The 20,551-nt window shown below is 71.0% G+C and carries 19 protein-coding genes; 2 read left to right on the top strand and 17 right to left on the bottom strand.

Annotated elements, in window-relative coordinates; translation table 11 throughout:
- Positions 1-53 precede the first annotated feature (53 nt).
- The 8 genes from KBB57_RS08820 to KBB57_RS08785 are packed head-to-tail and all read right to left on the bottom strand — an operon-like array spanning position 54 to position 8,664.
- A complete protein-coding gene (locus KBB57_RS08820; protein WP_290748815.1) occupies positions 54-962 on the bottom strand; it encodes a sugar phosphate isomerase/epimerase in 909 nt (302 codons plus the stop codon).
- 10 nt (positions 963-972) lie between these two features.
- Positions 973-1,629, bottom strand: coding sequence for a class II aldolase/adducin family protein (locus KBB57_RS08815; protein WP_290748844.1), 657 nt, complete (start codon positions 1,627-1,629; stop codon positions 973-975).
- A 29-nt stretch (positions 1,630-1,658) separates the two neighbouring features.
- Entirely contained in the window at positions 1,659-3,041 is a 1,383-nt protein-coding gene (locus KBB57_RS08810) for an FGGY family carbohydrate kinase (protein WP_290748812.1), read from the bottom strand.
- Positions 3,038-4,063, bottom strand: a complete 1,026-nt coding sequence (locus KBB57_RS08805; RefSeq protein WP_290748810.1) for an ABC transporter permease — start codon at positions 4,061-4,063, stop codon at positions 3,038-3,040. The genes KBB57_RS08810 and KBB57_RS08805 overlap by 4 nt, the downstream gene beginning before the upstream one ends.
- Positions 4,056-5,078, bottom strand: coding sequence for an ABC transporter permease (locus tag KBB57_RS08800; RefSeq protein ID WP_290748807.1), 1,023 nt, complete (start codon positions 5,076-5,078; stop codon positions 4,056-4,058). Before KBB57_RS08800 ends, KBB57_RS08805 begins: the two co-directional genes overlap by 8 nt.
- A complete protein-coding gene (locus KBB57_RS08795) occupies positions 5,071-6,561 on the bottom strand; it encodes a sugar ABC transporter ATP-binding protein (RefSeq protein ID WP_290748804.1) in 1,491 nt (496 codons plus the stop codon). The genes KBB57_RS08800 and KBB57_RS08795 overlap by 8 nt, the downstream gene beginning before the upstream one ends.
- 58 nt (positions 6,562-6,619) lie before the next feature.
- A complete protein-coding gene (locus tag KBB57_RS08790) occupies positions 6,620-7,624 on the bottom strand; it encodes a substrate-binding domain-containing protein (RefSeq protein WP_290748801.1) in 1,005 nt (334 codons plus the stop codon).
- A gap of 5 nt (positions 7,625-7,629) precedes the next feature.
- Positions 7,630-8,664 carry a LacI family DNA-binding transcriptional regulator gene (locus tag KBB57_RS08785; protein ID WP_290748799.1) on the bottom strand — a complete coding sequence of 345 codons (1,035 nt, stop codon included), beginning with the start codon at positions 8,662-8,664 and terminating at the stop codon, positions 7,630-7,632.
- 213 nt (positions 8,665-8,877) lie between these two features.
- On the opposite strand from KBB57_RS08785, the gene oiaX reads away from it, so the two are divergent.
- The gene (oiaX, locus tag KBB57_RS08780) at positions 8,878-10,125 is read left to right on the top strand and encodes a 3-oxo-isoapionate-4-phosphate decarboxylase OiaX (protein WP_290748796.1); all 1,248 of its coding nucleotides are present in this window, start codon (positions 8,878-8,880) and stop codon (positions 10,123-10,125) included.
- A gap of 14 nt (positions 10,126-10,139) precedes the next feature.
- Here oiaX and KBB57_RS08775 read toward each other — a convergent pair whose 3' ends face one another.
- From KBB57_RS08775 to KBB57_RS08745, 7 genes are all read right to left on the bottom strand, one after another.
- Positions 10,140-10,931 carry an inositol monophosphatase gene (locus KBB57_RS08775; protein ID WP_290748793.1) on the bottom strand — a complete coding sequence of 264 codons (792 nt, stop codon included), beginning with the start codon at positions 10,929-10,931 and terminating at the stop codon, positions 10,140-10,142.
- Between the two features lie 338 nt (positions 10,932-11,269).
- The gene (locus KBB57_RS08770) at positions 11,270-12,160 is read right to left on the bottom strand and encodes an ROK family protein (protein ID WP_290748791.1); all 891 of its coding nucleotides are present in this window, start codon (positions 12,158-12,160) and stop codon (positions 11,270-11,272) included.
- The gene (locus KBB57_RS08765) at positions 12,154-13,545 is read right to left on the bottom strand and encodes a four-carbon acid sugar kinase family protein (RefSeq protein ID WP_290748790.1); all 1,392 of its coding nucleotides are present in this window, start codon (positions 13,543-13,545) and stop codon (positions 12,154-12,156) included. The genes KBB57_RS08770 and KBB57_RS08765 overlap by 7 nt, the downstream gene beginning before the upstream one ends.
- A gap of 4 nt (positions 13,546-13,549) precedes the next feature.
- A complete protein-coding gene (gene nanR / locus KBB57_RS08760; protein WP_290748789.1) occupies positions 13,550-14,296 on the bottom strand; it encodes a transcriptional regulator NanR in 747 nt (248 codons plus the stop codon).
- Positions 14,297-14,378: 82 nt separating this feature from the next.
- On the bottom strand, positions 14,379-15,401 hold the full coding sequence (locus KBB57_RS08755; RefSeq protein ID WP_290748787.1) for a Gfo/Idh/MocA family oxidoreductase: 1,023 nt from the start codon (positions 15,399-15,401) through the stop codon (positions 14,379-14,381).
- 95 nt (positions 15,402-15,496) lie between these two features.
- Positions 15,497-16,321: a phosphogluconate dehydrogenase C-terminal domain-containing protein gene (locus tag KBB57_RS08750; protein WP_290748783.1), complete on the bottom strand. Its 825-nt coding sequence runs from the start codon at positions 16,319-16,321 to the stop codon at positions 15,497-15,499.
- 115 nt (positions 16,322-16,436) lie between these two features.
- Positions 16,437-16,862 carry a hypothetical protein gene (locus KBB57_RS08745; RefSeq protein WP_290748781.1) on the bottom strand — a complete coding sequence of 142 codons (426 nt, stop codon included), beginning with the start codon at positions 16,860-16,862 and terminating at the stop codon, positions 16,437-16,439.
- 423 nt (positions 16,863-17,285) lie between these two features.
- On the opposite strand from KBB57_RS08745, the gene KBB57_RS08740 reads away from it, so the two are divergent.
- Positions 17,286-17,726 (top strand): hypothetical protein, encoded by a 441-nt coding sequence (locus tag KBB57_RS08740; protein ID WP_290748778.1) that lies wholly within the window; start codon positions 17,286-17,288, stop codon positions 17,724-17,726.
- A 976-nt stretch (positions 17,727-18,702) separates the two neighbouring features.
- Here the strand turns inward: KBB57_RS08740 and tal are convergent.
- Positions 18,703-19,656, bottom strand: a complete 954-nt coding sequence (tal, locus tag KBB57_RS08735; protein WP_290748776.1) for a transaldolase — start codon at positions 19,654-19,656, stop codon at positions 18,703-18,705.
- A 192-nt stretch (positions 19,657-19,848) separates the two neighbouring features.
- Positions 19,849-20,442, bottom strand: coding sequence for a GNAT family N-acetyltransferase (locus KBB57_RS08730; protein ID WP_290748773.1), 594 nt, complete (start codon positions 20,440-20,442; stop codon positions 19,849-19,851).
- Positions 20,443-20,551: the final 109 nt, after the last annotated feature.

The raw sequence follows: 20,551 nt of genomic DNA, 5'->3' as shown, positions 1-20,551 counted from the left end.
TTCCAGCCCGATTCCAGCCTGCCTTTTTCCCGTTATTTCGGGGGACGCCGCCCCTACGGCAGCCGGCTGCGCTCCGCCTGCCGCTCGACCTCGTGCGCCGCCTTGAGCTGGGCCTTCGTATACATCAGCGCATGGGTGGCGAGGTCCATCCCGTCCTCCCAGAGGTTGCGCCAGATGCCGAGGATGCCCTCCAGCGGCTGGCCCACCACCCGGGTCGAGAAGCTCTCGAAGGTGATCGGCCCCTCGTACTTCGCCCGGACGATGGCGCGGAACACCCCCTGCAGGTCGATCGTGCCCGAGCCCATGTAGCCGCGATGGCTGTCGCCGGTGTGGAAGTAGCCGAGATGCGGCGCGGCGTCGATGATCGCCGAGGGAATGTCGCTCTCCTCGATGTTCATGTGGTAGACGTCGAGATGAACCTTGACGTTCGGCGCGCCGACGCGCCTGCACATCTCCACGCCCTGCGCGGCGGTGTTGCAGATATTGGTCTCGTAGCGGTTCACGACTTCAAGGCACAGGTCGATGTCGCTCCGCGCCGCGACCTCGGCCACCTCGCGCAGGATGTCGGCGGAGCGCGCGACGCCATGGGCGGTCGGCTGGGAGTAGTACTTGCCGAAGCCGGAATAGAGGATGCCGCCGATGGAATGGCCGCCGCAGTCGCGGCAGACCGAGACCGCGTCGAGCAGCAAGGCCTTGCCGCGCTTCTCCTTTTCCGGGTCGCCCGAGGAGATGTCGCTCTCGAAGTCGAGCCCCATAGAGAAGGCGATGCCGATCCCCGCGGCCTCCAGCAGCTTCGTCGTCACCGCTGGGTCGATCGAGGACGGGTCGAGCGAAGGGGCCTCGATGAAGTCGTAGCCCGCCTCGGCGCTCTGGTTGATGGCGCGCGTCGCCTGCTCGCGGCTCCAGCCGTGCTCCCAGACGAAGGCGTGGACGCCGAGCTTGTTCTTGATGGGGGTGGTCATGCCGGTCTCCTCAGGCGCGCTTGCGGGCGGTGTCGTTGACGCCGTCGAGGTCGGGCGCCTGGCCATAGCTCATGTTCTTCATCTGCTGGATGACGCGCGCCATCTCCTCGTCGTCGAGGATCGGCGGCTCGCCGAGGGTCAGCGCCTGCACGTAGAGGCGCGCCAGCGTCTCGAGCTCGACCGCATTGGCGAGCGCCTGCGCCAGCGTCTTGCCGAGCGAGATCTGCCCGTGCTGCCCGAGCAGGCAGCCGAGCCGCCCGTCGAGCGCCTCCAGCGCCGCGTCGCTGAGGCCCTGCGTGCCGAAGGTGGCGTAGCGGGCGCAGCGGATGTTCGTGCCGCCGAAGATGCCGGTCATGTAGTGGAAGCTCGGGATCTCCTTGTGGTGGACCGCGAGCGTGGTGGCGTAGACGGAATGGCAATGGACGATGGCGTCGATGTCGGGCCGCGCCGCCTGGATGTCGCGGTGGAAGCGCCATTCCGACGAGGGCCGGCGCGCGCCGTCATAGCTGCCGTCCGTATACATCTGCACGATGTCGCCGGGCTCCATCGTGTCGTAGGGGAGCGAGGACGGGGTGATCAGGAACCCCGCCCCGTTGCGCACCGAGACGTTCCCGGCGGTCCCCTGGTTGATGCCGGTAGCGTTCATGGCGCGACAGATCGCCACCATCTCGCGCCGAAGCGCATCGTCGGATTGTGTCACGGCTGGGTCTCCATGGTCAGGGCGTCGCGCCAGGCGGCGCGATAGGCGGTGAGGTCGGGCAGGCCGGCCGTGTCGGGCCGGTCGAGGGCGAGCGGCGCGAGCCCGGCGCGGGTCTCGTGCGTGGCGAGGAGGGCCGCGCCGCCGGCGTGGCCGGCGGCGGCGGGGTTGACCAGCACCTCCGCCTCGGGGCGCAGCGCCTGCACCAGCGCGCCGTAGAGCGGATCGCGGACGAAGGTCCCGTCGAGCGCCACCCGCGGCGCCGGCGGCAGGGCGGCGAGGACCTCCGCGGTCAGCAGCGCGGCGTAGAGCACGGCGAGGGTGAAGCGGTCGGCCGGGTCGAGGTCGCCGAGGATGCGGCCATGCCCGCCGCGGCCGGGAAAGAGCCCGTCGTCTCCGGCGAAGAACGGCACGGCCATCACGCCCGCCGCGACCAGCCGGCGCAGCGCGTCGAGGCTCGCGGGGCCGGGCGCGTCGCCCGCGACGGCGGCGAACTCGCGGCCGCCCATGGTGAGCATCCCGGGGACCGGCGCGCCCGTCACGTCGGCGTTGCAGCTCCGCCCGCCGCGGGCGTCGTCGAAGTCGAAGCCCTCGGTGCGGTCGGTGAGCGCGACGATCCAGGTCCCGGTGGAGATCAGCACAAAGTCGGACAGGCCGGCCGCCTGGTAGCGGTAGAGGTTGGCCGAGGAATCGTGAATGCCGCAGAGGACGCGCGTCGTCGGCGAGAGGCCGGTCCGCGCCGCGATCTCCGGGCGGAGCGGGCCGAGCGTCGCCCAGGCGGGGGTCATCGGGGCGATCAGCCGTCCCCAGCCGCGCCGGGCGACGATGGCGGCGGGGCGGCCCGCCGAGGCGCACCAGAGATGCGACTGCGCCGCGGCGCTCGTCACCTCGTCGGCGCGGACGCCGGAGAGCCGCCACGACCAGTATTGCGGGGTGGCGAGGTAGGCCTCCGCCGCGGCCAGCGCCTCCGGCCAGCTCCGCTCCAGCCACAGGAGCTGGCGCGCGGCATGGGCGGCCCCGAGCATGATCGCGCTGCCGCCGCGCTCGCGGAAGCCGTCGGCCTCCGCCCGGTAGGCGGCGGCGACGTCGTCGGGCAGGCGCTGCTCGTAGTCGATCATCGGCATCGCCGGGCCGTCCGCCCCGACCAGCACGCCGCTGCCGCCATGGGCGCAGGGCACGATGGTCTCGATCGGGAACCGCGTGGCGGCCTCGGCGAGCGACGCGAGCAGGAACTCCTCGAGCCCCGCAAGGTCGTGGGCGCGGTAGGGCGGCCCGTCGAGCAGGCGGTTCGGCGTGGACGCGGCGGAGAGGATCTCCCCGTCCGGCCCCACGACATAGAGCTTGGCGTTGGTCTTGCCGACGTCGAGGACGGCGACGTTCACTTGCCCCTCCGGAGCGACGGCAGCCTGGCTGCGAAGGTCTGCGCCACCACGACGCCGATCAGCGTCGCGCCCCAGATCGCCACCGTCAGGTAGTTGGAGATGCCGAACTGGTTGAGCCCCGAGGAGATCACCTGGAGGATGGCGAGCGCGATCATCAGGCCGGAGACGGTGCCGAAGCCGCCGAACGGATCGACGCCGCCGAGCACGGCGGCGAGGATGGTGACGAGCAGGTAGGACTGCGCGTAGTCGGCGCTCGCCGAGTTGAAGGTCGCGAGCATGACCAGCGCCGCGAAGAAGCAGGTGAGGCTCGACATCGCATAGACGCCGACCAGCGTCCGGCGGGTGTCGATGGCCGAGTAGCGCGTCGCCTCGATGTTGGAGCCGATCATCCGGCAGGCGACGCCGAAGGGCGTGCGCCGCAGGATGATCCCGACCGCGATGGCGACGACGACGAGGAGGAGAAAGATCAGCGGCACCCCGAGGAAGGTGGCGTTCAGCGCCGCCGACATCCGCGGCGGCACGCCGGAGAGCGCCATGCCGCGGGTCAGGTAGATGCTGACCCCGTCGATCAGCGACTTGGTGCCGAGGGTGACGAGGATCGGATGCACGCCGGTATAGGCGACGAGGGCGCCCGTCGCGAGGCCGATGACGAGGCAGAGCGCCAGCCCTGCGATCATCGCGAGCAGGATCGCCCCGAGCGTCGCCGCCCCGCCGCTGTCCGGCCCGACCAGCGCGCCCATGACGAAGACCATCAGCAGCGCGCACTGGTTCGTCGTCGCGATGATCGCCAGGTTCAGGCCGCCGGTGATCAGCGGCACGACCATGGCGAGCGACAGGAGGCCGAGGAGCGGCAGCTGGTACATGAACGAGTTCAGCGTGGGCCGGCTGAGGAAGTTCGGCACCACGGCGGCGAACAGGACGAGGATCGCGACGAGGAGCGCGAGCAGGCCGGCATGGCCGCCCGGCAGGCCGCGGAAGAAGCGCAGGAGCCCGGCGGGCTCGGAAGCCGAGGTGTCAGCCATGGGCGGGAGCCTCGTCGAGGGTGCGGTGCCGCCGGCCGCGGCGGGAGGAGAGCACGGTGATCGCCGTGGAGATCAGGATCGCGAGGCCGATGACGATCTGGAAGAAGTAGGAGGACACCCCGAGCAGGTTCAGCCCGTTCTGCAGGATGGCGAGGAGCACGATGCCGAGGAGCACCCCCGGCACGGTGCCGATGCCCCCGGTGAGGCTCGCGCCGCCGAGGACGGCCGCCGAGAGCACGGCGAGCTCGGTGTTGACCATGGCGTTCGGCACGCTCTCGCCGACGCGGTGCGCCTGCACCATGCCGCCGAGCGCGGCGAGGAGCCCGAGATAGCCGTAGGCGAAGAAGGTGAGCCGGCCGACGTTGACGCCGATGCGGCGGGCGGCCTCGGGGTTGCCGCCGAGCGCGTAGAGCTGGCGGCCGATCGAGGCGCGGGTCATCAGCGCCCAGGTGACGAGCGTGACCGCGGCCATGACGACGATCGGCAGGGTGATGCGCACGATGTCGCCCGAGGCGAGCTCGGCGCGGTAGAAGACGACGCGCCCCGTCCACCAGTCCGGCAGGTCGTAGATCGAGCGGCCGGCCGAGAAGTACATCAGGAGCGAGAACGACACGCTCATCATCGAGATCGTGGCGATGATCGAGGTGATGCGCAGGTGGTGGATCAGCGCGGCGTTGAGGCAGCCGAGGCCGACGCCGATGGCGAGCCCGGCGAGAATGACGAGCGGGGCCGGCAGGCCGAGGCGGGCGGCGAGCAGCGCGGCGCAGTACTGCGCGACGGAGGCGGTGGCGGCGAAGGAGATGTCGATGCCGCCGGAGACCAGCACGACGAAAAGCCCCATCGCGATGATCGCCTGCACGGAATAGGTCTCGAGCAGGTCGATGAGGTTCGGCAGGGTCAGGAAGCCGGGCGCGGCGAGGCTGAAGATCGCGCCGACGATCAGGATGACCAGCAGGAGCCACAGCTCCGGCCGGCGGCGCGCCCTCGCCCAGGCGGCGGTTGCGGGCTCAGGCATAGATGCGCTCCTCCATCTCGTGCTCGCTGACGGCGCCGGGGACCATCTCGCCGACGATGCGGCCGGCGCGCATGTGCAGCACGCGGTCGCAGGTGGCGAAGACCTCCATCACCTCGTCGGAGATCAGGATGATGCCGACCCCGTCGCGGGCGAGCTCGGCGACGACGTCGTAGATGCCCTTCTTGTTCTTGATGTCGACGCCGACGGTCGGGCTGTCGAGGATCAGCACCTTCGGGCGGGTGGCGAGCCACTTCGCCAGCACCACGCGCTGCTGGTTGCCGCCCGAGAGCGTCTGCACCGGGCTGGCGAGGGAGGGGATCTTGACGGCGAGGCGCCGGACCCATTCCGCGGCGAGCGCGCGGCGGCTGGCGGCGGTCATCAGGCCGAAACGGTCGGTGAGCCGCTTCATCACCGCGAGGATGATGTTGTCCTCGATCGACTGCGGCAGCACGACGCCGAGCGAGAGCCGGTCCTCGGAGACGTAGGCGATCCCCGCCCGCACCGCGTCGCGGTTGGAGGCGAGCGCGAGCGCCCGGCCGCCGAGCTCGATGCTGCCGCCCTCGGCGCGGCTCATGCCGAAGAGGGTGAGCGCCAGCTCGGTGCGGCCGGAGCCGAGCAGGCCGACGATGCCGAGCACCTCGCCCTGCCGCAGCGTCAGGCTGACGTCGGCGAACTCGCCGGCGCGCGACAGCCGGTCGACGACGAGGAGCGGCTCGGCGGCGCTCATGTCGCGGGCGACGACGCCGTGCTCGATCTCGAGCCCGGTCATCAGGTTGGCGATGCGGCGCTGGTCGACCTCGGCGACGGGCCAGGTGCCGACCTTGCGGCCGTCGCGCATGACGGTGACGCGCTCGGCGATCTCCACCACCTCGTCGAGGCGGTGCGAGACGAAGACCACGGCGATGCCGTCCTGCTGCAGCCGCTTGACGATGGCGAGCAGGCGGTCGACCTCGGCGCGGGTCAGCGAGGCGGTGGGCTCGTCCATGAAGATCAGCCGCGCCTCGGCGGCGAGGCCGCGGGCGATGGCGGTGATCTGCCGCTCGGCGACGGGCAGGTCGGCGACGCGGGCCTCGAGGTCGATCGGGAAATCGAGCCGCTTCAGCACCGCGGCGGCGAGCCGGCGCATCTCGGCGCGGCTGACCGGCTTCAGCGCCGGGCCCATGGTCGCCTCGATCGCCACGTTCTCGGCGACGGTGAGGTTCGGGAAGAGCGACAGGTCCTGGAAGATCACCTGGATCCCGAGCGCCTTGGCCTTGCCCGGGTCGAGCGGCAGCACCGAGACGCCGTCGATCTCGATGTCGCCGGCGCTCGGCGGATGCACGCCGGCGATCGCCTTGATCAGCGTCGACTTGCCGCAGCCGTTCTCGCCGACGAGGCAGTGGACCTCGCCGCGGCGGACGTCCCAGTCGATGTCGGTCAGCGCGTGGACGCCGCCGAAACGCTTGGAGACGCCCTTGAGGCGCAGGAACGGTCGTTCGTCCATGCTCGCGTATCCCCGGGTGATGGGGCCGCCGGCCGCGTGGGCCGGCGGCGGGGTCAGGTCAGAGGCCGAGCTCGACCAGGCGGTCGATGTTCTCCTTGTCGAGCGACTCGAGCTTCTGGGCCTGGATGATCCTCGTCTCGGGGTCGACCTTCACCGGGCCGACGCCGACGATCTCCATCCCGTCCGTCGGCTCCTGCCCGGCGGCGAGCAGGTTGCCGAGCTGCACGAACATCTCGCCCGCGGTCATCGGGTTCCAGATGTAGCCGCCGCGGATCGTGCCGCTCTTGACGTACTTCACGCCCTGCCCGGGCGAGAAGCCGCCGACCAGCGCGATCTTGTCGGCGAGCTCGCGATCCTCCAGCACCCGCGCCGCGCCGATCGGCCCCTGCGAGCCGAAGGTCAGGATGCCCTTGAGGTTCGGATTGGCGCGGATCTGGTCCTGCGTCGTCTTGATCGTCTCGTCGACGCTCTCGGCCACGCCGAAGCGGTCGCCGAGCATCGTCATGTTCGGGTACTTCTCCTTCTGGTAGGCGATGGCCGCGTCGGCCCAGGCGTTGTGCAGCGGCACGGTCAGCGAGCCGACATAGACGATGTACTCGCCCTCCTCGCCCATCTCCTTGGCGAGCAGATCCATGTGCGCCTGCCCGTAGGCCTCGATCGTCGTCAGCTCGAAGTCCCAGTCCATGTTCTCCTGGTCCGGCCCCTCGTGGGCCAGCACCTTGATCCCTGCGTCGCGGGCGCGGCCGAGGACGGGGGCGAGCGCCGCGCTGTCGTTCGGGACGATGCCGATCACGTCGACGCCGCGGGCGATCAGGTCCTCGATGGCGCGCACCTGCTGCGCGGCGTCGGCCTGGGTCGGGCCGACCATCCAGGCGTCCGAGCCGGTCGCCTCGGCCTCCTTCTTGATGCCGACCTCCATGGCGTTGAACCACGGGATGCCGCCGATCTTCACCACCACCCCGATCTGCGGCTTGTCCTGGGCCAGGGCGAGCGAGCCGGCGAGCGCGCTCGCGAGAAGCCCGCCGGCGGCGCTGGAGAGCAGGGTCCGTCGCGTCAGTGACATGGGCGTCATCCTCCGATGCTGGTTATGGGTCGTCTGGGTCTTAGGGTCCGGCCCGGCGTCCAGAGCGACGTCGAGCCGCGGAACGTCACCGCGCAGGTCAGGCGCAGCCGCTCGGGCGGGGCCTCGTCGCCGCCGATGCGGCCGACGAGCAACCGCCAGGCGCGCTCGGCCATCTCCTCGACCGGCTGGCGGGCCGCCGAGACCGGCGGGGTGACGAGGCGCATCCATTCCATCTCGTCGAAGCTCGCGAAGGCGAGGTCCTCCCCGACGGCGATCCCGAGCCGCGCCGCGAGCTGGTAGACCGCGAGCGTGGTCTCGTGGTCGAGGCAGAAGACCGCGTCCGGGACCTCCTCCCGCAGCCGCGCCTCCAGCGCCGGCGGGGCGTGATCCTCGAAGCCGACCTCGACGAGGTCGAGCCGCATCCCTCCCGCCGCGCCGAGCGCCCCCTCCCAGCGCTCGCGCACGTTGCTGATCCGCAGGCTGGTCCCGGCGACGAGGCAGTCGCGGCAGCCCTGCCGCGCCAGGCGCCGCACCAGCGTCGCCGCCGCGGCGGCGTTGTCGACCGCCACGAGATCGAACCCCGGCGCGTCGGGAATGCGGTCGGCGACGACGATCGGCACCGCGAGGCCCGGGGGCAGCCGCTCCTCGAGCGCGCCGTCGCAGGGGATCACGATCAGCCCCGCCGGCCGCCAGCCCCGCAGGTGGCGGAGCCGCTGCGCCTCCTCGCCCGGCTGGTTGTGCGCCGAGACCACCACGAGGTCGTAGCCGTCGAGCCGGGCCCGCTGCTCCAGCGTCGAGAGGAAGGCGGCGAACATCGGGTTGGTCAGGTCGGGGACGATCACGCCGACGAGCCGCGACTCGCCCGAGCGCAGCCGCGCGGCGCGCTGGTCGCGCACGTAGCCGAGCGCGTCGACGGCGGCGCGGACCCGCTCCGCGATCTCCGGGGAGACGCTCGCCTTGCGGTTCAGGACGTTCGACACCGTCGCGACCGAGACGCCGGCGAGGCTCGCCACCATGCCGATCGACGGACGCTTGCCCAAGCCAGCCATTCCCCCCGCCCGAAGTCTTTCGCTTCGGTAAAACGTTACACGTGTATTAATGCGTCGCCGTCCCTTGTCAACCGGCAAGAAGCTTGCGGAAAGGTGAATCCCTCGTCGGTCGCCGCGGGGGCGCCGGCCTGCCGTTCCGGCGTGGATTCTCCGCTCGTCAACAGATATGATGAGCATGCAACCAGCCCTGAAGGGAAGCCGCCCATGTCCACCCCGTCGATCCGCGTCGCCTACCGGCTGGAGACCTCCGGCGACCCGGAGGCGGTGGCGGCGAAGATCGCCTCGGACCAGTCGACGGGCACCTTCACCGAGCTGCCCGGCGAGACGGCGGCGGTGCGCGCGCGCTGCGCGGCGCGGGTCGAGGAGGTGCGCCCGATCGCGCCCGCGGAGATCCCGGCGCTGCCCGATCCGGGCGGGCAGGGGCCCTACCGGCGCGCCGAGGCGGTGATCTCCTATCCGATGGAGGCGATCGGAACCGACATCGCCTCGCTGATGACCATCGCGGTCGGCGGGGTCTTCGCGGTGCGCGGCCTGACCGGGCTGCGCGTCCTCGACTTCGAGCTGCCGGAGGCGTGGTCCTGCCACCCCGGGCCGCAATTCGGCGTCGAGGGCTCGCGGCGGCTGATGGGCGTGGCGGAGGGGCCGATGATCGCCTCGATCATCAAGCCGTCGCTGGGACTCCTGCCCGAGGAGACCGCCGGCATGGTCCGCACGCTCTGCGAGGCGGGGGTCGACTTCATCAAGGATGACGAGAAGCTGACCAGCCCCGGCTATTCCCCGCTCGCGGCCCGCGTCGCCGCGATCATGCCGGTGATCCGCGACCATGAGCAGCGCGCCGGCAAGCGGGTGATGTACGCCTTCGGCATCTCCTCGGCCGATCCCGAGACGATGATGCGGAACCACGACCTTGTCGCGGAGGCCGGGGGCAATGCGGCCGTCGTCAACATCAACTCGATCGGCTACGGCGGCATGACCTTCCTGCGCCGGCGCTCGGCGCTCTGCCTGCACGCGCATCGCAACGGCTGGGACCTGATGACCCGGCATCCGGGCTTCGGGATCGACTTCCGCGCCTACCAGAAGATCTGGCGCCTGCTCGGGGTCGACCAGTTCCAGATCAACGGCATCCGGGCGAAATACTGGGAGCCGGACGACAGCTTCGTGCGGTCGTTCCACGACGTGATGACCCCGATCTTCACCCCCGCCGACCGCGCGCTGCCGGTGGTGTGCTCCGGCCAGTGGGGCGGGCAGGCGGTCGAGACCTACGAGCGGACCGGCCGGACGCTCGACCTGATGTATCTCGGCGGCGGCGGCATCCACGGGCACCCGCTCGGCCCCGCCGCCGGCGTCCGCGCCATCCGGCAGGCCTGGGAGGCCGCGGCGGCCGGGGTGGCGCTGGCGGACCATGCCCGCGACCATCCCGAGCTGGCCGCCTCGCTCGCGAAGTTCGGATAGGTCCCGCCGCGGGCTCAGCCTGTGCGGATCGCCTCCAGCTCCGCCCGGACCTCCGGCGGGCCGGCCACCAGCCAGTTGCCCTTGCGCAGGCCGTCGCCGGCGAGGAAGTCGTTCGATTCGAGCCCGGCGGCGTGGATCACCGCCAGCGCGCCCACGCAGTCCCAGGAGTTGATGTGCGGCTCGATGTAGCCGACGAGCCGGCCGGCGGCGACGTGGCAGAGCATCAGCGCCCCGGAGCCGTCGCGGTAGTAGACGCCGCCCGCCTCGAGGAAGCGGCCGAACATCGGCAGGAACTCGGCCGGGCGCACCCGCGGCGAATAGCCGAAGGCGGTGATGCCCTCGCGGATCGACCGGCCGGGGTGGCGCTCGACCGGCGCGCCGTTCACCGTCGCCGGGATGCCGACGCCGCCGGCGTAGAGCTCGCCCAGCGCCGGCGCGTAGACCATGCCGAAGAGGATCGCCCCGTCGCGGACGAATCCTATCGAGACGCACCAGGACGGCAGGCCCGAGACGTAGGGCTGCGTCCCGTCGATCGGGTCGACCACCCAGACGCCCTGCCCGGGCGCGAACGCCGTGGCCCCGGTCTCCTCGCCGAGGAAGCCGTCGCCGGGGAAGCGCGCGTCGAGCCGGCTGCGGATCAGGAGCTCGGTCTCCAGATCCGCCTGGCTCGCCATGTCCTGCGGGCCCTTGTCCCGGATCTCCAGCGCCGCCCGGTCGGCGAGGAAGCCCCGCGCGTGGTCGCCCGCCTCGCGGACGAGCGCCAGCGCGAACGCGAAACGGTCGGTGATGTCGGGAGCGGGGGTCATGGGCGCCTCGGAGCTGGTGGATCGGTGGCCGCCCGACCGGCTCCGGCCATCGCGACGGCCCCGTCCGGCGCCGGCGAGGATTGCGGATCAGGAGCCGGGGATGGGCTTGCCGGGTGGGTGTGTTCACGCGTGAAAATTAGATAAGTGGTTGATTTCATTTAAACCGATCCTCGCGCCAGGCTGGCCGCCAGGCTGCGCGACGCCTGCCTGCCCCTGCTGGCTCCCCGAGCGACCGAAGCGGGCTGCCCGCGAGGCCCGGCGCGACGGAGGCCGCAAGGGTCGACGAGCGGCGGGGCGTCGCCTCGGCCTCGCGAGACAGGACGGAGCCCTGCACCCGCTCAGGCCCAGAGCCGCGCGGCGCCGCGGACGCCGCTGGCGTCGCCGTGCCGCGCCTTCAGGATCGGCGTGTGGAAGACGGTCGAGAAGATCCGCCCCGCGAGCCGCGGCGGCAGGTCGCGGTAGAGCTCCTCGACGTTGGACATGCCGCCGCCCATCACCAGCACGTCCGGGTCGAGCGTGTTGACGACGGTGGCGAGCCCGCGCGCCACCCGGTCGACGTAGCGCTCCCAGATCAGCCCGGACAGGCGGTCGCCGGCGCGCATCCGCTCGACGATGGCCATCGCCCGGAGGCGCTGCCCGGTATGGCGCTCGTACTCCGCCTCGAAGGCGCGGCCGGAGACCCAGGTCTCCATGCAGCCGTGCCGCCCGCAATAGCAGGGCCGCGGGATCTCGGTGCTGTCGGGAAAGGGCAGGGGGTTGTGCCCCCACTCGCCGCCGGAATTGTTCGGCCCGTGATGCGCCCGGCCGCCGACCGCGATCCCGGCGCCCGCCCCGGAGCCGAGGATGACCGCGAAGACGACGTTGCAGCCGGCGCCGGCGCCGTCGGTCGCCTCCGAGACGGCGAAGCAGTCGGCGTCGTTCTCCACCCGGACCTCGCGCCCGAGCGCGGCGCGGAGGTCCGCCTCCACCGGCTGGCCGAGAACCCAGGTCGAGCTGCATCCCTTGCCGAGCCGGCTGACCGGCTCCAGCGATCCCGGCATCCCCACGCCGATCGTGCCCGTCGCCCCCGTCCGCGCCTCGAGCTCGGCCACCAGCTCGCGGATCGTGGCGAGGCAGGCCCCGTAGTCCTCGCGCGGGGTGTCGCGGCGCAGGCGGGCGAGCTCGCGCCCGTCGGCCTCCATGGCGACGCCCTCGATCTTGGTGCCGCCCCAGTCGATGCCGATCAGCATGGTCCGCTCCTCGGGCCGCCGCCGTCGCGGACCCAGCCGAAATAGTCCGGGCTGCCCATCTGGCCGCCCTTCAGCGCCAGCTCCAGCCCGTCATGCGCGCCCTCGCCATGGGCGCGGAAGATCGCCGCGCCGGGGATCGTCGGCGCGAGCGCGGTCAGCGCATGGACGCCGAGCTGCCGGCTGGCGTGGCCGGAGGTGTCCCCGCCCGAGATCACCGCCCGGCGCAGCCCCGCCCGCCGCACCACCGCGTCGAGGATCCGCCCGAGCGCCGCGCCGATCCGCGCATTGGCCGCCTCGGCCGTGACGCCGCTCGCGTCAAGCGCCGCCCGCAGCGCCGGCACGGCCGGGTCGTCGGGGCCGCGCGCGGTGTAGACCAGCGGATCGCGCCCCGCGCCGATCGCCGCCAGCGCCGCCTCGACCGCCGCCGCCTCGGCGGCCGCGAGGGCGGCCGCATCGACGACGGCCCGCGCGTCGAAGGCGATGCCGGCGAAGCCGTTGGCCTCCGACCAGTCGATCTGCGCCGCGGTGATCGGCGAGACCGATCCGGACACCACCGCCATGCGCCCGGCGGGGCCGATGCCGGCGGCCGGCGGCGCCTCGGGGATCAGCCCTGCGTCGCGCCAGTAGCGCGTGAGCGCGTACTCCACCCCCTGCGAGCCGACCGCGAGCTGGCCCGGCCCCCGCGCCTCCCAGATCAGCCGGCCGCAGGCCGAGAGGCTCGCGGCGTCGATGCAGTCGAGCGAGAGCAGCGTCCTGCCCGCCGCGACCTGCGCCTGCCGCGCCGCCTCGGCGGCCGCCGGATCGGCCAGCGCCTCGAGGTCGATCAGCCCGATGGGCCGCGCCGTCTGCCGCGAGAGGTGCCGCGCCACGTCGGCCTCGTCCATCGGGGTGACCGGATGGCGCGCCATCACCGGATGGCGGTCGAGCCGGGCCACGCCCCCCGGTCCCGAGGCGAACAGGCTGCCGAAGGCCTGGTAGCGCCGCATCGGCGGGGCGGCCGCCAGGATCGGCGCCCAGGCGCTCCCGAGGATCGGCAGGGCGATGTCGACCGCGCGGCCGATCGAGCCGACCTCCGGCGCCGAATCGAGGGTCGAGCAAATCTTGTAGTGGCTGATCGGCGCCGCGAGCCCGCGCAGCGTCTCGAAGACCGCCGGCAGCTCGCGGTCCATCCAGGCCGGTCCGTGCGCCCGGGCGGTGCTGGCGATGCCGATCCCGCGCAGGCCCCGGAACCGGGCGAGCTGCGCCGGCGTCGGCGGGTCGAAGAACAGCGCCGAGGGCAGGCCGGCGAAGGTCAGCACCTCCATCACGGCGGCCGAGCCGGTGAAGTCGTCGCCGTACCAGGCGACGAGCAGGCCCTCGGGCAGCGGCGCGGCGGCTCCGGTCACGACGTCAGCCCGGAGGATGGCGGTAGAGCGGCGTCGAGCGGTCGAGATGCCCCGCCATCGCCGCGGCGGCCGCCTCGACGTCCCCGGCCTCGATGGCGTCGACGATCGCCCCATGCTCGGCGAGGGTGACGTCCTCGTGCCCCGACCAGAGCAGCAGGTCGGAATGGAAGCGGAAGAGCCAGCCGAGCATCGCCTCGCTCACCGCGGAGAAGATCGGGTTGCCGGAGAGCGCGGCGATGGCGCGGTGGAAGTCGATGTCGGCGCCGATGAAGGCGCCCGGCTCGCCGAGGGCGGCGCGCTGGCGGACGATCAGCGCGCGCAGGCCCGCCACGTCCTCGGCCGTCGCCTTCGGCGTCCCGGTCCGCACCATGCCGAGCTCGAAGAGCCGCCGCGCCTCCTTGAGGTTCTCGAGGTTCTGCGGTCCGGTCGTCAGCAGCGTCCGGGCGATCGCGTCGCCCTGCCGCAGCACCGCCTCGGCGGAGAGCGCGTTCACCCGGCTGCGCTCGCCGTGGGAGATGGTGATCAGCCCCATCGTGTGCAGCGATTGCAGCGCCTCGCGCACCGCCGGCCGGCCGACGCCGAAGCGCTCCATCAGCGCGTGCTCGGAGGGCAGCGGATCGCCGGGCGAGACCTCGCCCGACAGGATCAGCGCCTGCATGCGCTCGAGCACCTGGTCCGAGAGCTTGCGGCGGACGATCTTGTCGCCCGCCTGCCCGCGCTCGTCCCGGAACTCCCGCGTCGCTTCCGCCATGTCGCGCCTCACCGCCAGCCAGCCCAAGGTAGGGGCGGAGCGCCGCCGAGTTCAACGGATGCCGGGTGGCGGGCGCGGCGCATCACGCCGTCCCGTCGAGCGCGATTGTGCGGCCGCCGTCCTCCGCCGACGCGTAGGCGGCGTAGACCAGCTCCAGCGTACGGAGGTTGTCGGCGCCGGAGGTCTCGGGCGCGCGGCCCTCGCGCAGGCAGTCGACGAAGTGCTGCTGGATCGCCTGCACGCTCTCCTGCACGTTGTGCCACGGCCGCTCCGCCCAGGGCAGGAGCGGCGGCGCGGCGTCGATGGCCCGGGTCTCGCCGCCGGCATGGACGGTCAGCCGGTAGCCGGCGTCGAGCCGCAGGCTGCCGTCGGTTCCCTCCACCTCCAGCAGGGTCTCGGGGAAGCTCTCGCGCGGCAGGCGGCTCGCGTAGCTGCAATCGACGACGCAGGTCACGCCGCCCGTGTGGGCGAGCAGCATGGTCGCCACGTCCTCGCCGCGGATGCGCGGGTTGACGCGCTGGGTCGTGGCCGCGAGGGTCGCGACGTCGCCGAAGAGGAAGCGCGCCACGTCGAGGATGTGGATGCCGAGGTCCTGGACGATGAAGCGCGCGTCGGTGGCGAGGTAGGGCTGCGCGGCGTAGACGTCGAAGCCGGAGCGGAAGCTCGCCCGCCCCCAGAACGGCCGGCCGATCGCCGCCATCTCCGCCTTCGCCCGGCGGATCGCCGACTGCCAGCGGAAGTTCTCGTGGACCATCAGCGTCCGCCCCGCCGCCCCGGCCGCCGCGACCATGGCGCGCGCGTCCTCCATCGTCGCGGCGAAGGGCTTCTGGCAGATCATGTGGACGCCCGCGCCGGCGGCGAGCTCGACCAGCGGGCGGTGGGTGGGGACGGTGGTGGCGATGTCGACGAAGTCGAGCCGCTCCGCGGCGAGCATCTCCGCCGCGTCGGCATAGGTCCGCGCCACCCCGAAGCGTTCGGCCGCCGCGGCCAGCCGGGCCGGGTCGCGGTCGCAGAGCGCGACGATCTCGGCGCCCGCGATCCCGGCCCAGGCGTTGAGGTGGTTCGCGGCGAAGAAGCCGCAGCCGATCATGCCGCCCCTGAGCATTCCCTGCCTCCCCAGCGCCGCGTGCTCGTCCCGTCACCACCCGGGCCGTCGGCAAGGCTGCCGATGACGATGGCCCGCCGGTTGCTCCACGGGAATCAGGTGATGCGCCGGATGCTCTCGGCGATCTCGGCGGGGTCGAACACGCCGAGCCAGTCGTCGCGGAAGATCCGCGGCTTGCCGTTCTCGATCGCCTTGTTGCAGGCGTCGGAGAACACGCCGGGCACCTCCTCGAAGGTGACCGCGGCGAGGATGTTCATGTGGCCGATCAGGAAGTCGCGGGCGCAGGTCCGGTCGACGCCGCGGCGCACCACCTCGTCGAGCGCGTCCTTCATGCCGGCGAGCAGCGTGGCGCAGACCGTCTCGCTGAGGCCCGGCTCCAGCATGGCGAGCTGGTCCACCGTCACCCGGTGCGAGCGCAGGATCGGCGCCCAGATCGTGCGGGCGATCGCCTCGCCGGTCGCGTAGTGCTCCTCCGGCCCCTGCATCAGCGCGCTGACGATGGCCTGCCTCGCGGCGATGCCGCCGAAGTGGTCGGCGCGGCCCTCCGGCGTCGCCTCGTCGTTGAAGATCGGCGGGTGGCAGGGATGGGTGACGAAGTAGGTGACGTCCTTGCGCTCGGGCAGGTGGCCGGCATAGGGCGCGGCGGCGTCGAGGATGACGACGATCGTGCCCGGCGCGAGCTGCGGCACGATGCCGGAGGCGACCTTGCCGATCGCGGTGTCGGGCACCGCGAGCACGACGACCTCCGCGCCGGCCAGCGCCTCGTCCTGCGGCACGCAGTCGACGCCGACCAGCTCCTTGAGCCGCGCCCGCCCGGCCTCGCTGACCTCGACATAGGCGACGTCGTAGGACGAGCCGACGAGGTTCGCGGCCAGCCGCGCCCCCATCTTGCCGCCGGCTCCGATCAACGCGACCTTCATGTGCATCCTCCCCGGAACGCGATGCGCGCCACCGTGCCGGGGAGAGATCGTCTTGTCAACAGGTATGATCAGTATCCGACGCGGCAGGGCGGCGCCCCAACGAGCCCCAGCAACGCTACGCTGACGCGAGATCCCATTCCGAGTCTGGGAGGCTAGACGGATTGACCCGCGGATGTCCGTCCGCGCTCACCGTGGGGCGAACGCAATTACGCGCCTTGGGGGCGGTCCCTCGGCGCGGCGAAGGGGCGCCTTTGGGTACGACGACAAGCGTGGTCATCAGGGCCTCGATCGTCTCCACGACCGTCTCCCGGCTTTTGTGGCGCCATGTGGAGAGGCGGGAGAGCTGGAGGCGATAGGTTCTGCCCTCGGCGACGCCCTGACGATGGGCGTTGTGCCAGAGGATGGTGATGGCTCGACGGGCGCTGAGCGAGAGGCTCTCGTGCCCGCGGATCTGGATCAGCTCGTGCGGCTTGCTGGCGATCTGCTCGGCTGGAGCCAGGGTCAGAACGTGGATCTTAGGTTTCTTGGGGGGCTTGCTCATGCCCGCCATCCTACGAGCGGTTCCCTCAAGGGGGAAAGCAGATCCGAACCCACGTCCCGGATCTGCTACAGTTGCAACATCAGACAGTACCCGGGATCGGGGCCAGGCGGAGTAGGGCGTATGGCAACCCCCCGTCCTGTCGCTGCCGGTGTTTTGACTCCACCGCCGGCTGGGAGATCGCGGTTGACGTACTGACAGATTCTCGTTCACGCTCCGCACACTGTTCTGGGAAGGGTGGGAGAATCTATGCGTGGACGAGTGTGTGCAGGGCTGTTTGCCCTGGTTGGCTCTTTGTGTCTGAACGACGCGACGTCTGCGGCAACGGCCCCGTTGATCGTAACGGTCCAGGGTAATTGCGACTACAATTGTAGCGCAGTGAACGCAGCTTATGGAGCGCCGGTAAACCTCTCGGTGACTCTCGATATGGCCACTTACGAAGAAGGCGCTCCTGTCTATAAAAAGAGCATTCTGGATTGGTCGATTAATGTTGGAGATTTCTCCTTTTCCATGGCTGATGCCAAAGCGCTCATGATTGAGGATTATTTGATCACATATAAATCTCGATGGAGAAAGATTGGTCAGCTGCCCTTGTTCTACATTACCGCCAGTGAGCACGTGGGAGAACTCGGGCGGTATGTGAACTTGTTTGTGGGGGAGCACCCTCACAGCTTCCAAGGCACATTCGGTTATTTCGCCTGCGTGCAGTCGGATTGCTCCGGCAATGGCTGGGGGGGTTCGGGCAACAGTGCTTATGGGGGAACGCCTCAACCCGTCCCCCTGCCGCCGGCGCTCGCCTTGATGGCCGCGCCCCTGATGGGGCTGGCTTGGGTGAAGCGGCGCCGGAAGAGGGAGAGCGAGGCGTAGCATTGGGGTCAGGCCGCGACCGGAAGGACGCGGCAGACCATACTCAGGTGATCTTGCAGGACGTGGACGACTGTCGCTACTCGCGAACAGGAAGCTCGTCGCCTGGCCTTGGAAAGACGCTTCAAGCTGACCGCAGAGGATCCAGATGACTCTGGTGACGGATGGCCGGCTTGGCTACTCGTTCGGGCCCGAGATGGGGCTGAACGCAGCGAGCCTGCATCCGGTGGGGGCGTTCATCCTCGGGTGATGCTCTGGATTGACACGGTGCTGGCGACGTTGGCACCGTGTCCCGTCAACTCAAGACAGGAAATCTCATGAATTATGTATTGTTTGTTATCAGTTTGTGTGCATTGTCCGCTATCATACGATACGGGCAAGTTATAGGTACAACAGAAGATCCCATCATAAGAACGTCTGCCTTATTTGAGGGGGCAGGATTAGCGTTTGGAGCGTGTATAGTTGGATGTCTTGGATTACTGGCTGCCCGGAACCGCTTCAAATGGTTCGCCTGGATCAGCTCGGGGATCTTCCTCCTGGCAATGATTGGAGTGATCCCGGTATCGTGAATATTTGCTCGCATAGCGAGCGTGAAGATCTCAGCAAAGGCTGAGAAAAATGTCTGATTCCGGGCTCGTTTTGGGGATTCCCCTCAACCTCCGGAGCATCTATGTTTGTGGGGACCAGCCCAGTTTTCCCAGAACGTTCTGGTCCCCTTCGAGACCCCGCCCGGAAAAGGGGGACTCTTTGGTAAGGGGGGATGTGTCTGCCCTCTCACGGCGGATAGCCGTCGGGGCGCCGCCGAGCAGAGGGGAAGCGTCGTGAAGGGACAGCCCGGCCCGTCCACATGTCGGGCTGAAGCAAATCAATGGCTTGGATAGTTTTCACGCGTGAACAGCCCGCGGCTGTTGGCGGGGGCTGACCTCCCGCAGGCGGCGTCGGACCTTCCCTGCCGCCTTCGGCAGGGAAGGTCGCCAGGTCAGGCGAGCTTCTCGCGGAGGATGTCGCGGAGCTTGCCGAGGTCCTTGGCGAAGCCGCGGATGCCGGCGGCGAGCATCTCGGTCGCCATGGCGTCCTCGTTCATCTCCCAGCGGAAGCGCTTCTCGTCCATCTCGACGACCGGCTCGGCCTCGAAGCGGTCGGGCGAGAGCTTGCGCTCGAGCGGGCCCTCGTCGGCGGCGAGCTCCTCGAGGAAGTTGGGCGCGATCGTCAGCCGGTCGCAGCCCGCCAGCGCCTCGATCTGCCCGGTGGAGCGGAAGGAGGCGCCCATCACCACGGTCGGGATGTCGTGCGCCTTGTAGTAGTTGTAGATGCCGCGCACCGAGACCACGCCCGGATCCTCCTCGGGCGGATAGCCCGCGGTTCCGGTCGCCTTCTTGTGCCAGTCGGTGATCCGCCCGACGAAGGGCGAGATCAGGAACACCCCCGCATCGGCGCAGGCGATGGCCTGGGCCTTGCTGAAGAGCAGCGTCAGGTTGGTGTCGATGCCCTTCTTCTGCAGCGCCTCGGCGGCGCGGATGCCCTCCCAGGTCGAGGCGAGCTTCACGAGGATCTTCTCGCGGGGGATCTGGCGGGTCTCGTAGTCCTCGACGATCGCCTCGGCGCGGGCGACCGAGCCCTTCTCGTCGAAGGAGAGGTCGGCGTCGACCTCGGTCGAGACGCGGCCGGGGACGATCCCGGCGAGCGCCGCCCCGACCGAGACGGCGAGCCGGTCGGCGACCGCGGCGACGCGCGCCTCGGCCCCGCCGTTCCGGCGGGCGCCCCAGCTGATCGCCTCCTTCATGGTGTCCTCGAACTCCGGCGTGCCGAGCGCCTTGAGCACGATCGAGGGGTTGGTGGTGCAATCGACGGGCTTCAGCCGCCGCACCGCCTCGATATCGCCGGTGTCGGCGACAACGGTCGTCATGGTGCGCAACTGGTCGAGCTTGGACATCGCGTCTGTTCCTTCAGCCGGAAGGGCGTGCCCGTCGGCTTTACCAGCAGCGGAAGCCGCCGTCGACGTGAAGCCGCGCATTTCCTCCCGCCCGCAGCCCCGCCGCGCCGAGCAGGTCGACATGCGCATGTCAACCTGCGGGAGCCGTCGCGAGGCGAGACGTCGCCGCTCGACCCTTGCCAGGTCGGCCCCTCACGCGGGCGACGCGGGGCGGCGCATCAGCAGCCAGCAGCCGCTCCGGCTGGTCCAGCCCGGCTCGGTCACGATCGGCTCCGCGGATACGGCCGCGAAGCCGAAGGCCTCGTAGGCCCGCAGCGCCGCCGCGTTGCCGTCGGCGACGATGAGGGCGAGCCCGCCCCGGCCGCCGTCGCGCCGGGCGGCCTCGCCGAGGAGCGCCGTCGCCACGCCCCGGCGGCGGAAGGCCGGATAGGCGGCGAGGATGTTGACGTACCAGGCCCCGACCGCGCGGTTCTCCAGCGCCTGCAACGGCCGGAAGATCGGCGGCGCCTCCTCGACCGGCTCCGCCGCCGCGATCCGGTAGCCGACCAGCGCCCCCGCCGTCGCGCCCCCGATCGTGGCCATCGCTCCGTTCCGCCACGAGAATGTGCCCGCGTCGCGCGCGGCGCGCCGCGTCCCGACCTCGAGCGGCGCCTCGCCCGGCCCGGCCATGCCCGACCAGAAATGCGAGGGCAGCCCCTCCCCGGCGATGTCGAAGAGCCGCGCGAGGTCCGGCGCGTCCTCGCGCCGCGCCGCGCGGATCACGACGGAATGGGTCGGGCCGGCCATGCGGCAGGATAATCCGCCGCGGCCCGCGCGCCTATCCCGTTCGGGGTGGAGGCGGCCGCCCGGCTGCGCTAGGCTCGGGCGACCGAAGCCCGAGGACCCGCGGCGCCGT

This window comes from Amaricoccus sp. (assembly GCF_017993425.1).
Classification (GTDB): Bacteria; Pseudomonadota; Alphaproteobacteria; order Rhodobacterales; family Rhodobacteraceae; genus Amaricoccus.
Note: the sequence above shows the minus strand (reverse complement) of the source record. Positions and strands in the feature narration are given on the sequence as shown.